The 16,116-nt window shown below is 56.7% G+C and carries 15 protein-coding genes, 4 tRNA genes and 1 pseudogene; 12 read left to right on the top strand and 8 right to left on the bottom strand.

Annotated features, from left to right (window positions below; genetic code table 11):
* On the top strand, positions 1–251 hold a 251-nt coding region (locus tag F4V58_RS12670; protein WP_211362710.1), incomplete at its 5' end, for a hypothetical protein.
* A 606-nt stretch (positions 252–857) separates the two neighbouring features.
* Here the strand turns inward: F4V58_RS12670 and F4V58_RS02215 are convergent.
* Complete coding sequence (locus F4V58_RS02215; protein ID WP_075732986.1) at positions 858–1,826, bottom strand: sugar-binding transcriptional regulator; 969 nt, start codon at positions 1,824–1,826, stop codon at positions 858–860.
* Between the two features lie 200 nt (positions 1,827–2,026).
* Here F4V58_RS02215 and F4V58_RS02210 point away from each other — a divergent pair, with 200 nt between their 5' ends.
* From F4V58_RS02210 to F4V58_RS02185, 6 genes and pseudogenes are all read left to right on the top strand, one after another.
* Positions 2,027–3,013: a phosphotriesterase family protein gene (locus F4V58_RS02210; protein ID WP_075732984.1), complete on the top strand. Its 987-nt coding sequence runs from the start codon at positions 2,027–2,029 to the stop codon at positions 3,011–3,013.
* A gap of 1 nt (position 3,014) precedes the next feature.
* Positions 3,015–3,665, top strand: a complete 651-nt coding sequence (locus F4V58_RS02205) for a 3-dehydro-L-gulonate-6-phosphate decarboxylase (protein ID WP_075732982.1) — start codon at positions 3,015–3,017, stop codon at positions 3,663–3,665.
* Positions 3,665–4,522 (top strand): L-ribulose-5-phosphate 3-epimerase, encoded by an 858-nt coding sequence (locus F4V58_RS02200; RefSeq protein ID WP_075736406.1) that lies wholly within the window; start codon positions 3,665–3,667, stop codon positions 4,520–4,522. Before F4V58_RS02205 ends, F4V58_RS02200 begins: the two co-directional genes overlap by 1 nt.
* Before the next feature lie 34 nt (positions 4,523–4,556).
* Positions 4,557–5,231 (top strand): annotated as a pseudogene (locus F4V58_RS02195) (L-ribulose-5-phosphate 4-epimerase); the annotation flags it as partial.
* Positions 5,224–6,171 (top strand): sugar kinase, encoded by a 948-nt coding sequence (locus tag F4V58_RS02190; RefSeq protein ID WP_075732978.1) that lies wholly within the window; start codon positions 5,224–5,226, stop codon positions 6,169–6,171. The pseudogene F4V58_RS02195 and the gene F4V58_RS02190, both read left to right, overlap by 8 nt.
* Positions 6,172–6,221: 50 nt before the next feature.
* Positions 6,222–7,604 (top strand): MFS transporter, encoded by a 1,383-nt coding sequence (locus tag F4V58_RS02185; RefSeq protein ID WP_211272767.1) that lies wholly within the window; start codon positions 6,222–6,224, stop codon positions 7,602–7,604.
* Between the two features lie 336 nt (positions 7,605–7,940).
* On the opposite strand, the gene murA is transcribed toward F4V58_RS02185, so the two are convergent.
* Both murA and ramA read right to left on the bottom strand, forming a co-directional pair.
* On the bottom strand, positions 7,941–9,209 hold the full coding sequence (murA, locus tag F4V58_RS02175) for a UDP-N-acetylglucosamine 1-carboxyvinyltransferase (protein WP_075732976.1): 1,269 nt from the start codon (positions 9,207–9,209) through the stop codon (positions 7,941–7,943).
* A 10-nt stretch (positions 9,210–9,219) separates the two neighbouring features.
* Entirely contained in the window at positions 9,220–10,059 is an 840-nt protein-coding gene (gene ramA / locus F4V58_RS02170; protein WP_075732974.1) for an acetate metabolism transcriptional regulator RamA, read from the bottom strand.
* A 242-nt stretch (positions 10,060–10,301) separates the two neighbouring features.
* On the opposite strand from ramA, the gene cysK reads away from it, so the two are divergent.
* Together cysK and epsC are read left to right on the top strand one after the other, a co-directional pair.
* Positions 10,302–11,240 carry a cysteine synthase A gene (cysK, locus tag F4V58_RS02165; protein WP_075732972.1) on the top strand — a complete coding sequence of 313 codons (939 nt, stop codon included), beginning with the start codon at positions 10,302–10,304 and terminating at the stop codon, positions 11,238–11,240.
* Positions 11,241–11,326: 86 nt separating this feature from the next.
* A complete protein-coding gene (gene epsC, locus F4V58_RS02160) occupies positions 11,327–11,890 on the top strand; it encodes a serine O-acetyltransferase EpsC (RefSeq protein ID WP_075732970.1) in 564 nt (187 codons plus the stop codon).
* Positions 11,891–12,014: 124 nt separating this feature from the next.
* On the opposite strand, the gene F4V58_RS02155 is transcribed toward epsC, so the two are convergent.
* From F4V58_RS02155 to F4V58_RS02135, 5 genes are all read right to left on the bottom strand, one after another.
* Entirely contained in the window at positions 12,015–12,293 is a 279-nt protein-coding gene (locus F4V58_RS02155) for a GNAT family N-acetyltransferase (protein ID WP_150385676.1), read from the bottom strand.
* 58 nt (positions 12,294–12,351) lie between these two features.
* Positions 12,352–12,424, bottom strand: a tRNA-Phe gene (locus F4V58_RS02150).
* A 25-nt stretch (positions 12,425–12,449) separates the two neighbouring features.
* Positions 12,450–12,523, bottom strand: a tRNA-Asp gene (locus F4V58_RS02145).
* Between the two features lie 380 nt (positions 12,524–12,903).
* Positions 12,904–12,977, bottom strand: a tRNA-Asp gene (locus F4V58_RS02140).
* A 34-nt stretch (positions 12,978–13,011) separates the two neighbouring features.
* Positions 13,012–13,084, bottom strand: a tRNA-Glu gene (locus F4V58_RS02135).
* 338 nt (positions 13,085–13,422) lie between these two features.
* Between F4V58_RS02135 and F4V58_RS02130 the strand changes: the two genes are divergently transcribed.
* Genes F4V58_RS02130 through F4V58_RS02120 form a run of 3 tightly spaced genes read left to right on the top strand, consistent with a single transcriptional unit; the run spans position 13,423 to position 16,114 of the window.
* On the top strand, positions 13,423–14,487 hold the full coding sequence (locus F4V58_RS02130) for a FecCD family ABC transporter permease (protein WP_150385675.1): 1,065 nt from the start codon (positions 13,423–13,425) through the stop codon (positions 14,485–14,487).
* Positions 14,484–15,191, top strand: a complete 708-nt coding sequence (locus tag F4V58_RS02125) for an ABC transporter ATP-binding protein (protein ID WP_075732964.1) — start codon at positions 14,484–14,486, stop codon at positions 15,189–15,191. The genes F4V58_RS02130 and F4V58_RS02125 overlap by 4 nt, the downstream gene beginning before the upstream one ends.
* On the top strand, positions 15,188–16,114 hold the full coding sequence (locus F4V58_RS02120; protein ID WP_075732962.1) for an ABC transporter substrate-binding protein: 927 nt from the start codon (positions 15,188–15,190) through the stop codon (positions 16,112–16,114). Before F4V58_RS02125 ends, F4V58_RS02120 begins: the two co-directional genes overlap by 4 nt.
* Positions 16,115–16,116 lie beyond the last annotated feature (2 nt).

Genomic DNA, 16,116 nt, shown 5'->3' with positions numbered 1-16,116 from the left:
AACTCTCCACAAAATCTCTTTTAAGAAAAAGAAGAAAAGGCCGTGAAAAGCCCAAACCTAACAAAATCAAGAACAAACCAACGCAAACACTCACGAAAAACGCAAAGCATTATACGCCTGGCTTATATCTATCCAAAAATTACTACATAAAGAAAAAATACACTCACCACCAATCCGACGAGGATAAACAGTGGCAAGCAAAGTTACCGCAACCAAAAAATTGCAATGAACTAAGATTGATTCTTGTATGAGCCCAAATAATTTCTCATTATTTACAGTGACACCCCTATATGGAAAAGGGCACCACCCGGCACACACCAACCAACACCGCACATAACGGCACCGGCACAACCCAAGCACACAACAACAAAAAGTCACAAACAACCATAAGTTATATAAGTACATTGGTACACTATTGAGTTCTCAGACATCGTCCGTACCCCAACTTCAAACATCATGTATAATGACATTTTCTGTCTCAGGGACTTTTTCTAAGTTACTCCGTCTCAATCACACTGTCAAATCCGAAGATTTTCAAGGAATTTCGATTTCGCAATCTAGAAGTTGTCACTAGCCTGTAACCTTCCGGCTACCTCGCTGGCGACTCGAATAACTTTAGGACATAGCCACTGAAGTTGCAAATTCGCCTTTGGCACACCTTTAAATGCACAGCTAAGGGAGGGTTTTTGCCCAATCCGTTCCTCCTTGGGATTGTCCCTTCTTTGGCCTGTTTCTGCTTTCGTTCGGCCCGGAATTCTACGCAATAAGTTTCACTTTCAGTTCCGGCTGTCAGTTCCGGCTGTCAGTTCTGGTTGTCAGTCCTGACCGTCTCCCCGGGGTTACCGCTCCGCTTGTACTTAGGCTGGTGGAGCGGGCTCGGCCGTGGCTAATAGGCGGGACGCCGTGACTTCGTCAGTCACTAACGTGTTTATATAACCCCCACGGATAACTGCGCGGATGGCCGGGACCTTTTCCACGCCCCATGCCAACAAGATGACGTTGTCTATGGCACGCAGTTTTTCCGGAGGCATAGCGATTGTGCGTTCGCATAGTGACGTTGTTAAATGCCTGCCGTGGGCGTCAATATGGTGGCTACAGATCTGCGCGACCGCACCGAGTTCACGGATTTCTTCCTCGATATCCTTACTGTCCCAGCCTTCCAGGACACCATCCATGCTCCCCACGACTACGCTACCCACGCCTACGATTGCTATTTCCGCGCGTGCAGCCAGATCCAACACTGCAGCCGTTTGCCCATCCGCACGCAGGTATCTAGCCGTAGCGCTTGAACCCAGGACCAACGGAACCGGAATAGTCCGGAAACTTCCCCCCAGCTTGTCTGCCATTCTCCGGCACAGGTCCGGAGAGTCTTCCAGGTGGTTAGCACTACCGAGCGAGCCCAAAAGCTGCACAACACAGCTATTACTAAAACGTCGCGTCTTGAGGTGTTCTACTGCCAGGGCGATGGACGATCCGTTGGATAGCGCAATCAGACTATCGTCGCGGACGGTTTCTTCAATGTACTCTGCAGCCAAGGCGGCAACGGCCGCTGGTTGGGATTTCTCCGAGACAACGGCGGCCGCCAAGCCGAGCTTTTCACACAAACGGCCTTCAATATCATCCAGGCGCTCCATGGGGTGCGCCACCGTGATGGTGACAATCCCCATCTCGCGGGCCTCCGCCAGCATCCGTGAGACGGTAACGCGGGAGTACTTTATCTCGCGCGCAATCGTGGCTTGGGACTTGCCTTCCTCGTAATAGGCCCGCGCAACCCGGAGCAATAGCCGAATACGCCGCCTGTTTTCACCCCTTAATGTGCTGTACATATGTTCATCTTACTGTAGTTAAAAGGGTCACAACTGGAAGTTTGCCCAGAAATATCAGTGCATTTTGCGACAATCATTCCCATTATGAATTTTTGGTGAACATCTGTTCACAAAACTCCTTTACGGACCTCCTAGGGCTAACTAGATTGAGTTACAGAGCTAACAAAAGTTAGCGTAGGTCACAATTTAAGGAGTTTGCAATGTCATTTGCACGCACCATCCTCGGCGATATCGATCCAAAAGAACTCGGCGTCGTCAATGCCCACGATCACCTCATCCGTACCGGCGCCGGTGAAGTCTACATCGACGCTGACCACCTACTCGACAACGTAGATAAGGCTGTCTACGAGGCAGAGCTATTTGTCAAAGCCTCCAAGAACTGGGCAAATTCGGGCACCATCGTTGACATGTGCCCCGCCAACTCCGGACGCGGCATGGACAAGCTCGTCGAGGTTAACCGCCGCGTCGAGGATCTTCACATCATTGCATGTACCGGCTTCCACCGTGAGAAGGTTTACCTGGAGACTCGTGACCACTGGGTCAGCCGCTACACCGTGGACCAGATCACCGAGCTGCTGATTGCTGACATTGAAGAAGGCATCGACCGCAATGACTACTCCGGACCCATTGTTGACCGCACCGACGTCAAAGCCGGCTGCATCAAGGTAGCTACCAGTTACGGCATCATCACCGACTTCGAGCGCAAGTGTATGGAAGCCTGTGCAAACGCCTCCATCGAAACCGGAGCCCCCATCAACACCCACACCACCTACGGCACCTGTGGCCTAGAGCAGGCGCAACTTCTCATCGAGATGGGCGTCCCAGCTGACCAGATTGCTATTGGTCACATCCAGCGCAACGCGGACGTGTGGTACCTCCAGCAGATCCTGGAAACCGGCGCTTACCTTGAGATCGACGGCACCTACCGCATCAAGTACCAGCCAGACTCCAACCGCATCATGGAACTGCGCGAGCTGGGCAAGAGGGGCTTCGGTGACCGGATCCTGTTGGGCACCGACTCCGGCAAGGCCTCCTACCAAAAAGCTTACGGCTCCGTCACCGGTGTTGACTTCAACCCAGCTAACGACGGCCCCCGAATGATCGACGAAGGCTTTGACCCCAAGTTCGTTGATGATCTGCTCATCAACAACGGCCGCACCTTCTTCACCATGCGCAAGGACAAGTAAAATGACCAGGCTCCAAATTGCGCTAGACACTGCCAGTATCTCTGAGGCACTGCGTCCGCTCAACAAGGCCATCGACGCCGTGGACGTTATAGAGTGCGGCACAATCTTGATCTTGCATGAAGGCCTACGTGCCGTCGAGGAGATCCGCGCACTCTACCCAGAAAAGACAATTCTTGCCGATGTCCGCATTGCGGAAGCCGGCCAAATCATTGCCAAGGCCTGTTTCAGCGCCGGCGCTGATTGGGTGAGCTGCGTTGCCGGGGCATCACTAACAACTATTGAACAAGTAGTTGAAGTTGCCCGCGAGTTCGGCGGAGAAGTCCAGGTTGAGCTCAATGATGACCACTACACACTGGAAAAAGCGAAGAAGTGGCGCGAGCTGGGCGTAGAGCACGTGATTGTCAAACGGTCACGCGACCAGGAAGCCGCCGGCATCCTGGAGTGGGGCAAGGATGATTTGCAACGGATCTCCGACCTTCACGAACTCGGTTTCACCGTCAGCGTCACAGGTGGCATCAAGCCAGCGGAGCTCGATACCTTCGCCGATAGCGCGGTGGACGTGGTCATCGCCGGCCGTTCCATTCTCAAAGCTGATGACCCGCGCGCCGCCGCGGACGCATTCCAGCAGGCATTTGACCGAGTGTGGCCCTGATGGATTGCCAAATCAGTCTAGGGATCTACGAAAAGGCTCTGCGCTCCACCGATAACTGGGATGATTTCTTTGCTCAGGTAAACGAAGGGGGATTCAGCTTCGTTGACCTATCGGTCGATGAAACCGACGAACGCAGGGCCCGCCTAGAGTGGTCGGCCGAAAGGCGCCAAGAAGTCCGCGCCGCCGCCATGCGCAACGGCGTGCAAATTGGGGGAATCTGCTTGTCCTTGCACCGCCTCGTGATGCCCGGGTCTATCGACCCGGCCATTCGGGCTGAGGCCCGGGAGGTATACCGCAAAGGTATCGACCTATGCGCAGACCTAGGAATTAGCTTGTGCCAGATCGCTGGATACTACAACTACTACGAAGATCCACACGATCTAGCCCGCAAACACTACATTGACCTCCTTGCTGAAGCTACCCAGTATGCCGCCCACCGCGGCATCGTCTTAGGGATCGAAAACGTGGACGGCAATGACATTAACTCGATCCCAGCCGCCCGCGAACTAGTTGACATGATTGGTTCCCCCTGGCTGCAGATCTACCCAGATCTGGGAAATATTTCCGAGCACGGCGGCGAAGAAACCGCTGAGCTCCGCGCCGGAGAAGGCCACATGATGGCTATCCACGCAAAGGATGTACTACCGGGTCAGCCACGCCGGATTCCGCTCGGGACCGGAACGGTTGATTGGCCAGCCGCCTTTGCTGAGCTAGCTCGGCAGAAGTGGAGTGGACGGATGATGCTGGAGATGTGGAACGACGACGCCCCAGATTCAGTGGAAACCTGTGTCGCCGCACGCCTAAAACTCACCCAGTGGCTCGAAGAAGCCGGGTTCACCGTCCTCAACGAAGCGTAACGAGCGCTTCACACTATTCGAGAAGGAGAAAGCACCAATGCTAGAAGCCCTTAAGGAAGAAGTTTGTGAAGGTAACCTCGCGTTACCTCGTAACGGACTAGTTGCCTGGACCGGAGGAAACCTTTCGGCCCGCGATAAGGAAACCGGATACATTGTCATCAAACCATCAGGTCGCTTGTATGAAGATATGAAGCCTGAAGATATGGTCGTCGTTGACCTATCCGGCAAAATTATTGAAGGCGACTTAGGACCATCCTCAGATACCGCCTCGCACCTGGAAGTTTATAAGGCCCGTGAGGATATCAATTCCATTGTCCATACCCATTCCCGCTACGCTACGGCGTTTGCTGCAGTAGGAAAAGAAATCCCCTGCTGCTTGACCGCCATCGCTGACGAGTTTGGCGGACCAGTTCCCTGTGCCCCCTACGCCTCCATTGGTGGCAAGGAAATCGGGGAAGCAATCCTTTCAACTATTGGGCATTCCCCCGCGGTCCTGCTCAAACAGCACGGCGTTTTCACGATTGGACCCACAATCAACAAAGCCCTCCAAGCCGCCGTCATGGTTGAAGATATTGCGCACACGGTAGCGGTGGCTATGAGTCTCGGTGAAGTCATTTCTTTGCCGGAAGATGAAATCGCAGCCAACTACGACCGCTACACCAACCGTTATGGCACTGTCAACGCATCTCAAGGAGTTTCCAATGTTTGATCTCACGACCATCGGCGAAGGCCAAATACGCCTTACCGTACAAAGCGGCGACCGCCTGGTCACCGCAAACCAACTACGAATGACAGCAGCATGTTCCGAAGCAAACGTTGCCGGACTGCTGTCCGAACTGGGCCGGGAAACCTCGTGGTGCTCGAAGCTGCCAAAAGGCCAGCTCAGCCGCCGCATCATGCAGGAATTCCGTTCGGTAGGTGTGGACATGTCCAACATGCTCCGCGCCGAGGAAGGCCGCGTAGCCCTATACTTCATGGAACCAGGGAAAAGCCCAATGCCATCGAAGGTAGTCTACGACCGTTTGCATACCCCGTTCCGAGATCTTAAAGTCGACGAGATCAACTGGGAGTCCATGTTAGATACCAAGCTCATCTTTGTCACCGGTATTACTGCCGCCCTGACGGAGAACACGGCGAAGGTTGTTCGCTATTTCTGCGACCAGGCCCACGAGCGCGGCATCAGCATTGCCCTCGATGTTAACTACCGGTCCCTCCTGTGGTCGCCTGAGCAGGCACGGGAAACCCTCGAGCCAATCGCGAAGATGTCCGATCTACTGTTCGTATCCCATGCCGATTCCAAAATCGTCTTCGATATGCCCGAAGGTGAGGGCGTTGATGTTTGCCGTGCTGTGCGGGAAAAGTACGAAGTTCCAACTGTTGTCTCCACAAACGGTACCCGCGGCGTCTACCTCTCAGATGAACAAGGCGATGAATCCTACGAAGTTGAGGCTGTGCCAATCGTAGACCGCCCCGGCGCCGGAGATTCGTTCGTTGCCGGAACGATCCACGGATACCTGGACGGCGACGTTCGCGCTGGAGTCTGTTACGGGCAGCGGGTATCTAAATACGCGCTTACCCACCACGGAGATCTCACCCGCATATCCCCGAGTGAGCTGCAAATCCCTATAACATCTGACATTATTCGTTAGTCGTATCTGGGCATCACGGTAGATGCCCGGAGCGCACAAAGAAGGGTTCAATGATGAACACTACTACTACCGCTATGCAGCAGGTGGACTCACGTCCCCTGACCAGCAATCAGAAGTCCCTCATCGGGCTTACTGTGGTTGGAAATATTTCCGAGTTCTTCGATCTGTTCCTGATCGGCTTTGTCATCCACCTGCTCATGAAGACCCCGGGCTGGGACCTCACCGGCTGGGAAATCGGTATGATCGGCGCAGCGTCCGGCGTGGGTACAGTTCTTGGCGCTGTCATCTGGGGCAGGTTAGCTGACCGCTTCGGCCGCCGTAATTCATTCATCGGCTGTATCATCGTGCTGGTGGTATTCACCGCCGTCACGCTGACCATTCAGCCCGGTCAGTGGGAGCTTCTCTCCCTCTACCGTATCGGCGTATGTATCGGTGTGGGTGGTTTGAACATCACCTCCATCCCGTTCGTGCAGGAGTTCGTGCCCGCCAAACAGCGCGGCTTGCTCTCCGGACTTACCTCAGTATTCATTCCACTAGGTATCTTCCTAGGCAGCTTGGCTACCAAGTTCCTGGGCGAGCCGTTTGGCTGGAAGGGCCTCATCGCCCTGGGATGCCTGCCCATCCTCTTGATTGCGTGGGCCGCCACCGTTCCTGAATCACCACGGTTCCTTGCCTCCCGCGGCAAAATCAACGAAGCCAAGAAGGCCTACGCGTGGGCACTGAAGATGCCCGAAGACCAGGTAGGTTCCCTGCCCGTTTTCGAGAAAAACACCAAGTCCACTTCCTACGGCATCATCTTCTCGAAGTACCCGAAGGAACTGCTCATTGTTTCCGCCGGCTCCTTCTGCTTCATCCTGGGTGCATTCACCGTGCAGTCCTGGGGCCAGACGATCTTGGGCGAAAGCTTCAAGTTTGACACCAACGCCGTGGCCTACATGTTCATGGCTGTCTCCCTCGCTGACCTGCTTGGCCGCCTGGGTTCGGCGTGGATTTCAGACCACATTGGGCGCCGCAAGACCATGCTCATCTGGGGTGGCCTGGGCGGTGTGGGCTGCTTGATTGCCGCCTTCTCCACCAAGATTGCCACCTCCTTTGGTGAGGACTCCTTCCACGCCGCCGGAATTGTCTTTTTCATCGGTATCCTCATTGCCATGGCCTTCGGTGACGGTGCATTCGGAATCCTCAACGCCTTCGGTGCTGAGCAGTTCCCGAACGAGGCCCGTTCCACCGGTGTTGGCCTGGGCTACGGTATCGGTGCCTCCGCAAAGATCTTTGGCCCCTACCTAGTTGGCGCGATGATCGGCGGCGGCAAGCCCACGCCCGAGGTTGTGTTCCTGCCGTTCATGATTTTCGCAGTCCTACTCTTTGTGGGTGGGTTCATCTACATGCAAGCAAAAGAGACTGCCGGAAAGCAGCTGGAACAAATTGAGTAACAGCAACCAGCTTTACCACCATGAAGTCCCTTGGCTTGTGACCGCAGCTGCGGTCACAGGCCAGGGGATTTTATTTCTGGTTTAGCAGCCCAAACTGGCGGGCAGCCGTGGTACTAACCAGCAACATCACGCCCCTGCGGTTTCACACTGGTGGAAGTTGCAACTATTTTCCGCACTGTGTTGATTGCTGAGTGCTGAGTGTTGAGTGCTGGGTGCTGGGTGCTGGGTGCTGGGTGCTGGGTGCTGGGTGCTGGGACCCACCAGTCAAAACTAGGAGACGGTCACATCCCACCGGCGGTGCCTCCACTGGCATTCGCGGAGACAAAAGATAGGGAGCTAGTAGATAGTCTCTTCCTGCGAGCGCTCAATGGTGGCGCCCAGCGCACTGAGGTTTTCCACGAAACGCGGGTAACCGCGGTCGATATGGAATACGTCGTGGACAGTAGTGACTTCATCAGCACATAGGGCCGCAAGGACCAAGCCGGCACCAGCACGGATGTCCGAAGACCACACATGAGTGGAAGACAACTGTTCAATTCCCCGAATGACTACATGGTGGCCGTCCACCTGCGCGTCAGCGCCCAAACGCAACATTTCATCAACAAAACGGAAACGGGACTCGAAAACGTTTTCCGTGATCATGGTGGTGCCGTCCGCAATAGCGGACAACCCAATGGCCATGGGCTGCAAATCCGTGGGAAAACCCGGGAAAGGCAGGGTTTGGTAATCGACTGCCGCCGGCCGGCCTTCCATGCGCACACGGAACCCGTTTTCGTAAGTCTCAATCTCCGCACCCGCAGACTTCAGCTTTTCCAAGGGCAAATGCAGATGCCGTGGTGCGATACCCGTTACCGTGATATCCCCGCTGGTCATGGCGGCGGCGTAAGCCCACGTGCCGGCTACAATCCTATCCCCCACTACCTCGTGCGTGGCGGGGCTGAGCTTTTTCACACCCTCAATAGTGAGAGAAGAAGTTCCAGCGCCAGAAATCTTTGCCCCCATGGACGTCAACATCTCACACAAGTCCACAATCTCCGGCTCGCGCGCCGCGTTGTCCAAGAAAGTGGTGCCCTCCGCCAACACAGCGGCGGTAAGAATGTTTTCCGTAGCACCCACGGAAGGAAAATCGAGCTTGATGTGGGACCCCACCAGGCGGTCTGCTTGCGCAACTACCGCCCCGTGCTCAATGTGGGTGGTGGCCCCCAAACGTTCCAAGCCGGATTGGTGCATATCCAAGGGGCGGGACCCAATGGCGTCCCCGCCAGGCAGTGCGACCTTGGCGCGGCCGCAGCGCGCGGTCAAAGGCCCCAGGACGCACACGGAGGCGCGGAATTGGCGGACCGCGTCAAAGTCTGCATCGGAAGAAATCTGCGCCGGGGTGTCAATCTCCACACGGTCACCGTCAATAGTGACCGTGCAGCCCAGACCTTCCAGAACCTTCTTCATTAAGGGGACGTCAAGGATTTCAGGACAATTAGTCAAGACGGAGGTGCCCTCCGCCAGCAGCGCCGCAGCCATGAGCTTCAGCACGCTGTTTTTAGCACCAGCAACCTTCACGGTGCCGTGCAGGCGAGCACCACCAGAAACAATAAAGATATCTTTCACACGGACTAGTTTACGGCAAAGCGCCAATCCTGCGGGCAGCGTTGACGGCTTCGTAGCGAGTGTGCGCGCCAAGCTTGCGCATAACCGAACGCAAGTAGGATTTCACGGTTTCCGCGCCGATACCCATTTCCTCCGCCGCCTCCACATTGGTGTGTCCCAAAGCCACACAAGACAAGACATCTAGTTCGCGTGCGGACAGCTTAGTGGACTGCTTCACGCGTACCGGAGAAACCATCTGGTCACACAACGTTTCCAGCTCTTTGCGCAGGTCTTCATCATCCACCCGGTTGGCCAACATACGCAGCTTAGAGTGGGTGGAGCGGATCTGTTCCCACTCCGCGCCGTTCATCACGTTTCCGCGGGCAGCCATGCCCTTGGAACCATCCATGCGCCGCATAACGGAGTTGACTGCCAGATCCTGTTCCAAGGAACGGGCGGTCATGGTGACTTCTTCAATCACTTTGTCACCCAAGCGAACCGGGGAATGCACGCCCACGTAGAACACGCCCCGGATTTCCCGCTGGACTATGACGGGGACTGCCACGATGGAATGCAGGCCCTCATCTTGAATAGCGCTGTCATTTTCGTGAGTGATGGTGGTGGCGCGGGTGTAGTCCGTGACCCCCACGGCACGGCGGGTGGCCACCACGCGGCCGCCAACGCCAGCGCCCGGATCGATGATCAGGTTTTGCAGGGCCGGCGTGCGCAGGCCGATCCAGTGCGTAATATGCAGGCGGTTGTCAGCCAACAACGTGGCGTACATGGTAACCGGAATGCCAGTAGCGTTCTTCAGGGAAGAAAGCGCAGCACGGACGGCTTCGTCATCATCTTTAATTCGAGGCGAGTCCAAAAGTTTCTCTCCGTCTTCGGGGGCACCCGAATTGGTGCCCTATTACTTAACCAATTTCCGGACATTTGCCCGATTGTCATCTGGCTTGTGGGGGTAATTCTAAACCACACCCCCGCACTTTCACAATATTTGTTGTCAAATCCTTAAGAAATCCTGTCTAGTTTTCCCATACTGATTTGTCTGGTTTGGTCGTGTATGATGGCGACCGTAAAAAATAATTCCCACTAAGAAAGGCTTGTGACATGGCAAAAATATACGACTCCATCCTGGACACCATTGGCGGGACTCCCCTAGTCCGACTCAACCGGTTGACCGGTGACTCCAAGGCAACCGTGCTGGTCAAACTAGAATCCTTCAACCCAGCCAACTCCGTTAAAGACCGCGTGGGCAAGGCCATTGTGGACGCCGCAGAAAAATCCGGTGAGCTGGCTCCCGGCGGCACCATCGTGGAGGCCACCTCCGGAAACACCGGAATTGCACTGGCACTAGTAGGTGCCGCGCGCGGCTACAAAGTCATCCTCACCATGCCGGAGACAATGTCCAATGAGCGCAAAGTCCTGCTCCGTGCCTACGGAGCGGAGCTAATCTTGACTCCGGGGGCGGCCGGCATGCAGGGCGCGGTGGACAAAGCCAATGAGATTGTCAGCGGCACGGACAACGCCGTGCTAGCACGTCAATTCTCCAACGAGGCCAACTCCGCCATGCACTACTCCACCACCGGCCCGGAAATCTGGGAGGACACCGCCGGCTCAGTGGACGCGCTCGTGGCAGGCGTAGGTACCGGCGGCACCGTCACCGGTGCCGGCGGCTACCTCAAAGAGAAAAACCCCGACCTGACCCTGATTGCGGTTGAGCCAGCCGAATCCCCGCTGCTTACAGAAGGCAAGGCCGGTCCACACAAGATCCAGGGTATGGGCGCAAACTTCATCCCCGAGGTCCTGGACCGCAGCCTGCTCAACGACGTCTACACCGTCACCGGCGAAGAAGCCATTGCCACCGCCCGCAAACTGGCCACCGAAGAAGGCCTACTGGTAGGAATCTCCTCCGGCGCCAACGTCGCCGCAGCCCTGCGCCTAGCGCAACAGCCAGAAATGGAAGGCAAAACCATTGTCACCGTTGGCTGCGACTTCGGTGAACGCTACGTCTCCACCGTCCTTTTTGAAGATATCCGCGAGAGCTAACTCCACACCCTCTCTCAGGCGCCCGCCACACCGGCGGGTGCTTTTTCATATCCGTTCCCGTGCAAACCCCGTTAGGATAAATAACCATGAACATCCTCAAGATGATCCGCGAGGATCTAGCCAACGCCCGTGAACACGACCCCGCCGCCCGCGGTGACGTAGAAAACGCCGTGGTCTACTCCGGCCTTCACGCCATCTGGGCACACCGTGTTGCTCATCAGCTCTGGCAACGGGGGTGGAAAGGACCGGCGCGTATATTAGCCCAAGCCACGCGTTTCCTCACCGGAGTTGAGATACACCCGGGTGCCACAATCGGCCGGCGTTTCTTCATTGACCACGGAATGGGAATAGTCATTGGTGAAACCACCGAAATCGGTGACGGCGTGATGCTCTACCACGGGGTCACATTAGGCGGACAAGTCCTTACCCAGACCAAACGCCACCCCACAATCGAAGACGGCGTAGTGATAGGTGCCGGTGCTAAAGTCCTAGGCCCCATCACCATTGGCAAAGATTCCGCCATAGGCGCAAACGCAGTAGTGACCAAGCCCGTACCAGCCAACCATGTGGCCGTTGGCATACCGGCAAAGAACCTACCCCGCGACCCAGAACACCGAGTCAAGCTGGTTGACCCGGACTACTTCATTTAGGTCCCCCGTACCCGTAGAGGCCACCACACCCCTTTTGCGAGCCCCAGGGCCGTGTGAAAGCCCCCGCAGCGGGACTAGGAACGCGGGCCCTACTTACTCTCCCCGTGCGGGCACTGCGGCTGCGCTAGACCCGCAAGTCCCCATAGCGGGGATTCTGCTCAATGAAGTACTCCACCGCCGAACACGATGGCCTAACGCGCAGCCCCGCCTGGCGGGAGCTATCTAACGCTTCCCGTATCAACGGCTTGGACAACCCCTGCCCCTGAAACTGCGGATAGACCTCAGTGTGGAAGAAGTCACGAACCCCGGTTCTATCAGAGTACTGGGCAAACCCGGCTTCCTTGCCCTGCGCGGAAAGAACGTAGCGAGAATTGGCTTTGTCATGAACTACCTGAATATCCATGCCCGCCATTATGGCAGAAAACAACTGAAGCCCTCTCCAAGGAGAGGGCTTCATATTGTGGCCAGAGCCAGGATTGAACTGGCGACCCCACACTTTTCAGGCGTGTGCTCTACCGACTGAGCTATCTGGCCAAAGATTGCCGCAAAGACAATCTTGCGACCCTGACGGGACTTGAACCCGCGACCTCCGCCGTGACAGGGCGGCGCGCTAACCAACTGCGCCACAGGGCCAGTATTTATTTTTCAGTGTGCTCATTGGCACGGGATATTACTTTACACAGGTGCGGGAAAAAGGCACAAATCACCACCTCAGCGCACCATTTCGCGCCTACAGCGAACACCCTAAGCCCCAGATTCGGAAAAGCACAGTCTTGATGTCCGGGAATGACCGCCAGGGTTGGGGCTATCGCTGGGGGACGGGGCTGGTGTTAGGGCTAGGGCTAGGACTGGGGTTAGGACTGACACCGCGCCAAGACAGACACGCTTTTGCCTCTTAACCCTTAACCCCTTAACAACTCGTCCGCCAGCCCTGGCCAGCGCCGCCCCACGCACGGGAAAACCAAAAATCCCAAGCACCACCGAAAAGGTGATTGCTTGGGATTATGGAAATGCGACCCTGACGGGACTTGAACCCGCGACCTCCGCCGTGACAGGGCGGCGCGCTAACCAACTGCGCCACAGGGCCAATATTTATTTAGGTAAAGCCATTTCTGACTTTGTACCCCCAACGGGATTCGAACCCGTGCCGCTGCCGTGAAAGGGCAGTGTCCTAGGCCGCTAGACGATGGGGGCGTGCCATATGCTCAGCTGGCGCTTTACGCGTTCGCTTTGCTCGACCTCTAAGAAATATACTTGAGATATCCCCACACCACCAAATCGCTTCACCCAACAGCCCCGAAAGTGGTCCCTGAACTGTGCTTTTCCGGGAGGGCTGCCGGCCAACTTTAACTACTTCTTCGAGCAGGAACCCCGCCGGTTTTCGTTATCTCCGGCTTTGGCGCGTCCGGTTCTGACGCGTCCGGTTTTCGCTATCTCCGGTTTTTGTTATCGGTTAGCCGCCGGGCTTATCAACGGGCGGGCCATACGCACCGATATTCAAACATTCACTTGAATGACTTATACTTTCCCGTGTGTTGAAAACTTCAGACCCGTTGGGGTTTGCGGCGGCGAGGCGTCGTACCTTCCTCACGGCTTATGTACTGATAGCCGTGCTTGCTGCCCTCTTTTCCTTGGGCCTTATCGTGGGCCCCACCCCACTGAGCGTGCCAGATGTCTTTCGCGTCTTAAGCCACCACGTGTTTCACTCCGCCCTTCCCCACCACCTCATCACGGCGGACGCCATCGTGTGGGATATCCGCACCCCACGCCTTGTCCTGGGGGTCTTCATCGGCGCGAGCTTGTCGGTATCCGGCGCTATTTTGCAAGCCGTAGTGCGCAACATCTTGGCGGACCCCTACGTGCTGGGCATCAACTCCGGCGCCAGCACCGGCGCCGCCCTAGCCATCCTGTTTGGGGTGGGTGCGGGATTTGGGGCCTTTGCACTCCAGGCATCGGCGTTTATTGGTGCATGCGCGGCCGCGGGCTTGATGTTCGCGGTAGCCTACAGCGCCGGCCGCTTGACCTCCACCAGGCTGCTGATGGCAGGAATTGCTGTGGGTTACGCGCTAGCTGCCGTGACCTCCTTCCTCATTTTTGCCTCCGACTCCGCCGAAGGCGCGCGCTCAGTCATGTTCTGGCTCCTGGGCTCTTTGGCCCTCGGGGACTGGAATATCGCGCTCGCACTTACCTGCCTAACCGTCACGGTGATTTCCGCGGCCTTCTGGGCAATGGGCAAACACATAGACATTCTCTCCATTGGTGATGACCCCGCCCGGACAATGGGGCTCAACCCGGACCGCACCCGGCTGCTCCTGGTGCTCATGGTCTGCCTCCTAGTGGCAGCCGCGGTGTCCATGGCCGGATCGATAGGCTTCGTGGGCCTGATAGTCCCCCACGCCGCCCGCCGGCTGGTAGGCGGCACACACCGCCACTTGTTGCCCATCTGCGCGCTCCTGGGCGCGGTGCTACTAGTGGCCGCAGACATAGGTGCCCGCTTTTTACTGGCACCCCAGGAAATCCCCATCGGGATCCTCACCGCACTGGTGGGGGCACCGTTCCTACTGCTGCTGGTGCGCAACATGGCGGGCGCGTCATGATAGAAGTCACCGGACTAAGCTACGGGCCCATCTTGCAAAACATCTCCTTGACCATCCCGGAAAAGGGTGTCACAGGCCTAGTGGGCCCCAACGGCTCGGGCAAAACCACCCTACTGCGCTGCATGTTCGGCGCACTCAAGCCCTCCGCCGGTACCGTGATGGTAGACGGCACGCCACTGCAAAAAATGCGCCCACGGCAAATATCTCAGCTCATGGCAGTACTAAGCCAGGAAGCCATAGAGCCACCAGCCATGACCGTCGCGGAGCTAGTAGGGCTAGCGCGAACCCGCCGCAGCGAAGCCGCCATTGCCGCGAGCTTGGAAAAAGTGGGGCTCAAAGACCGGGCCACCACCTTGCTACCCGAGCTCTCCGGGGGTGAGCGCCAACGTGCCATGATTGCCCGCGCGCTGGCCCAAGACGCCCCCTACCTACTGCTAGATGAACCCACCAACCACCTGGACATTTACTACCAGCTGGAGCTTTTTGAACTCCTCCGGAAACGGAAAGACGCCACCGCGGTGGTGGTCCACGACTTAAACCTGGCATTGCAATACTGCGCGCACGTCCACCTTCTCAACCACGGCAAGCTGGTGGCTTCCGGACCCCCGGACCAGGTGCTAGTCCCCGCAGTCCTGGAACCTATTTACCAGGTGCGGGTACAACGATCCTCCCACCACCTTCACTTCGAAAGGAAACCCGAATGAAAAAACTCGCCCTCCTAGGAGCGTTACTGCTCACTGCCTGTGGCACCAGCCCAGAGGCCCCCAGCGCCTATTCCGTAGACAACTGCGGCCACACCTTTGATTTTGAACGCGCCCCGGAGCGCGTGGTCCTCCAGGACGTCTCTCCTGTACTGACCCTCTCTGAGCTGGGAGTGCTGGATAAGGTGGTAGCCAAGGCCGGTTTTTATCCGGAAGAATACTTCAGCCCGGAGCTCAACTCCCAGGTGGAGAGCATCAAGACGCTGTCGGACCGCTTAGACGCCACCGGGCACCTGCAGATTTCCAAAGAAGCTATTGTGGCAGAACGCCCTGACCTGGTTATTGGTTATAGCGACGCGTACAGCCCAGACACTGTCACCGACACCCCTGTGGTCATGGATCCCGGTTTTTGCGGGGAAGTCAAGGAGGCCAGCTGGAGCCACGTGGATGACGAAATTGATCTCTACGCCCAGATTTTCCAAGCCGAGGAAGCCGCGCAGGCACTCAAAGATGACGTTGCCGCCCAAGTGAAGGCCCTTGACTCCTCCGCCGGGGCTGGGCGCACCGTGGCCGTGCTCTACCCCGGTACTGAGGGCGGAACGCTCTACGCCTACGGCAAGGACTCCATGTCCAACCCCATAGTGACCTCGCTGGGTTTAAAGAACGTCTTTGGGGATACCGCGGAGCGCGTTTTTGAAATCAGCGCGGAACAGTTGGTGGCTAAAAATCCCGATGTCATCCTCATCCTCAACTCTGGGGAGGACCGCGTGGTGGAATCCGTGACCTCCCTGCCGGGTGCGCAGACCATCACCGCAGTGCAAAAGAAAGCCATCTTGCCTATGCTGCTGACCTTTGCTGAGCCACCCAGCCCTATGGCTGTCAAAGGGGCGCAGAAACTTGAGCAGTTCCTGCATGATACCCACTAATA

This window comes from Corynebacterium phocae (assembly GCF_008693075.1).
Taxonomy (GTDB): Bacteria; Actinomycetota; Actinomycetes; order Mycobacteriales; family Mycobacteriaceae; genus Corynebacterium; species Corynebacterium phocae.
The sequence above is the reverse complement of the archived record's forward strand: the minus strand, read 5'-3'. Positions and strand labels throughout refer to the sequence as shown.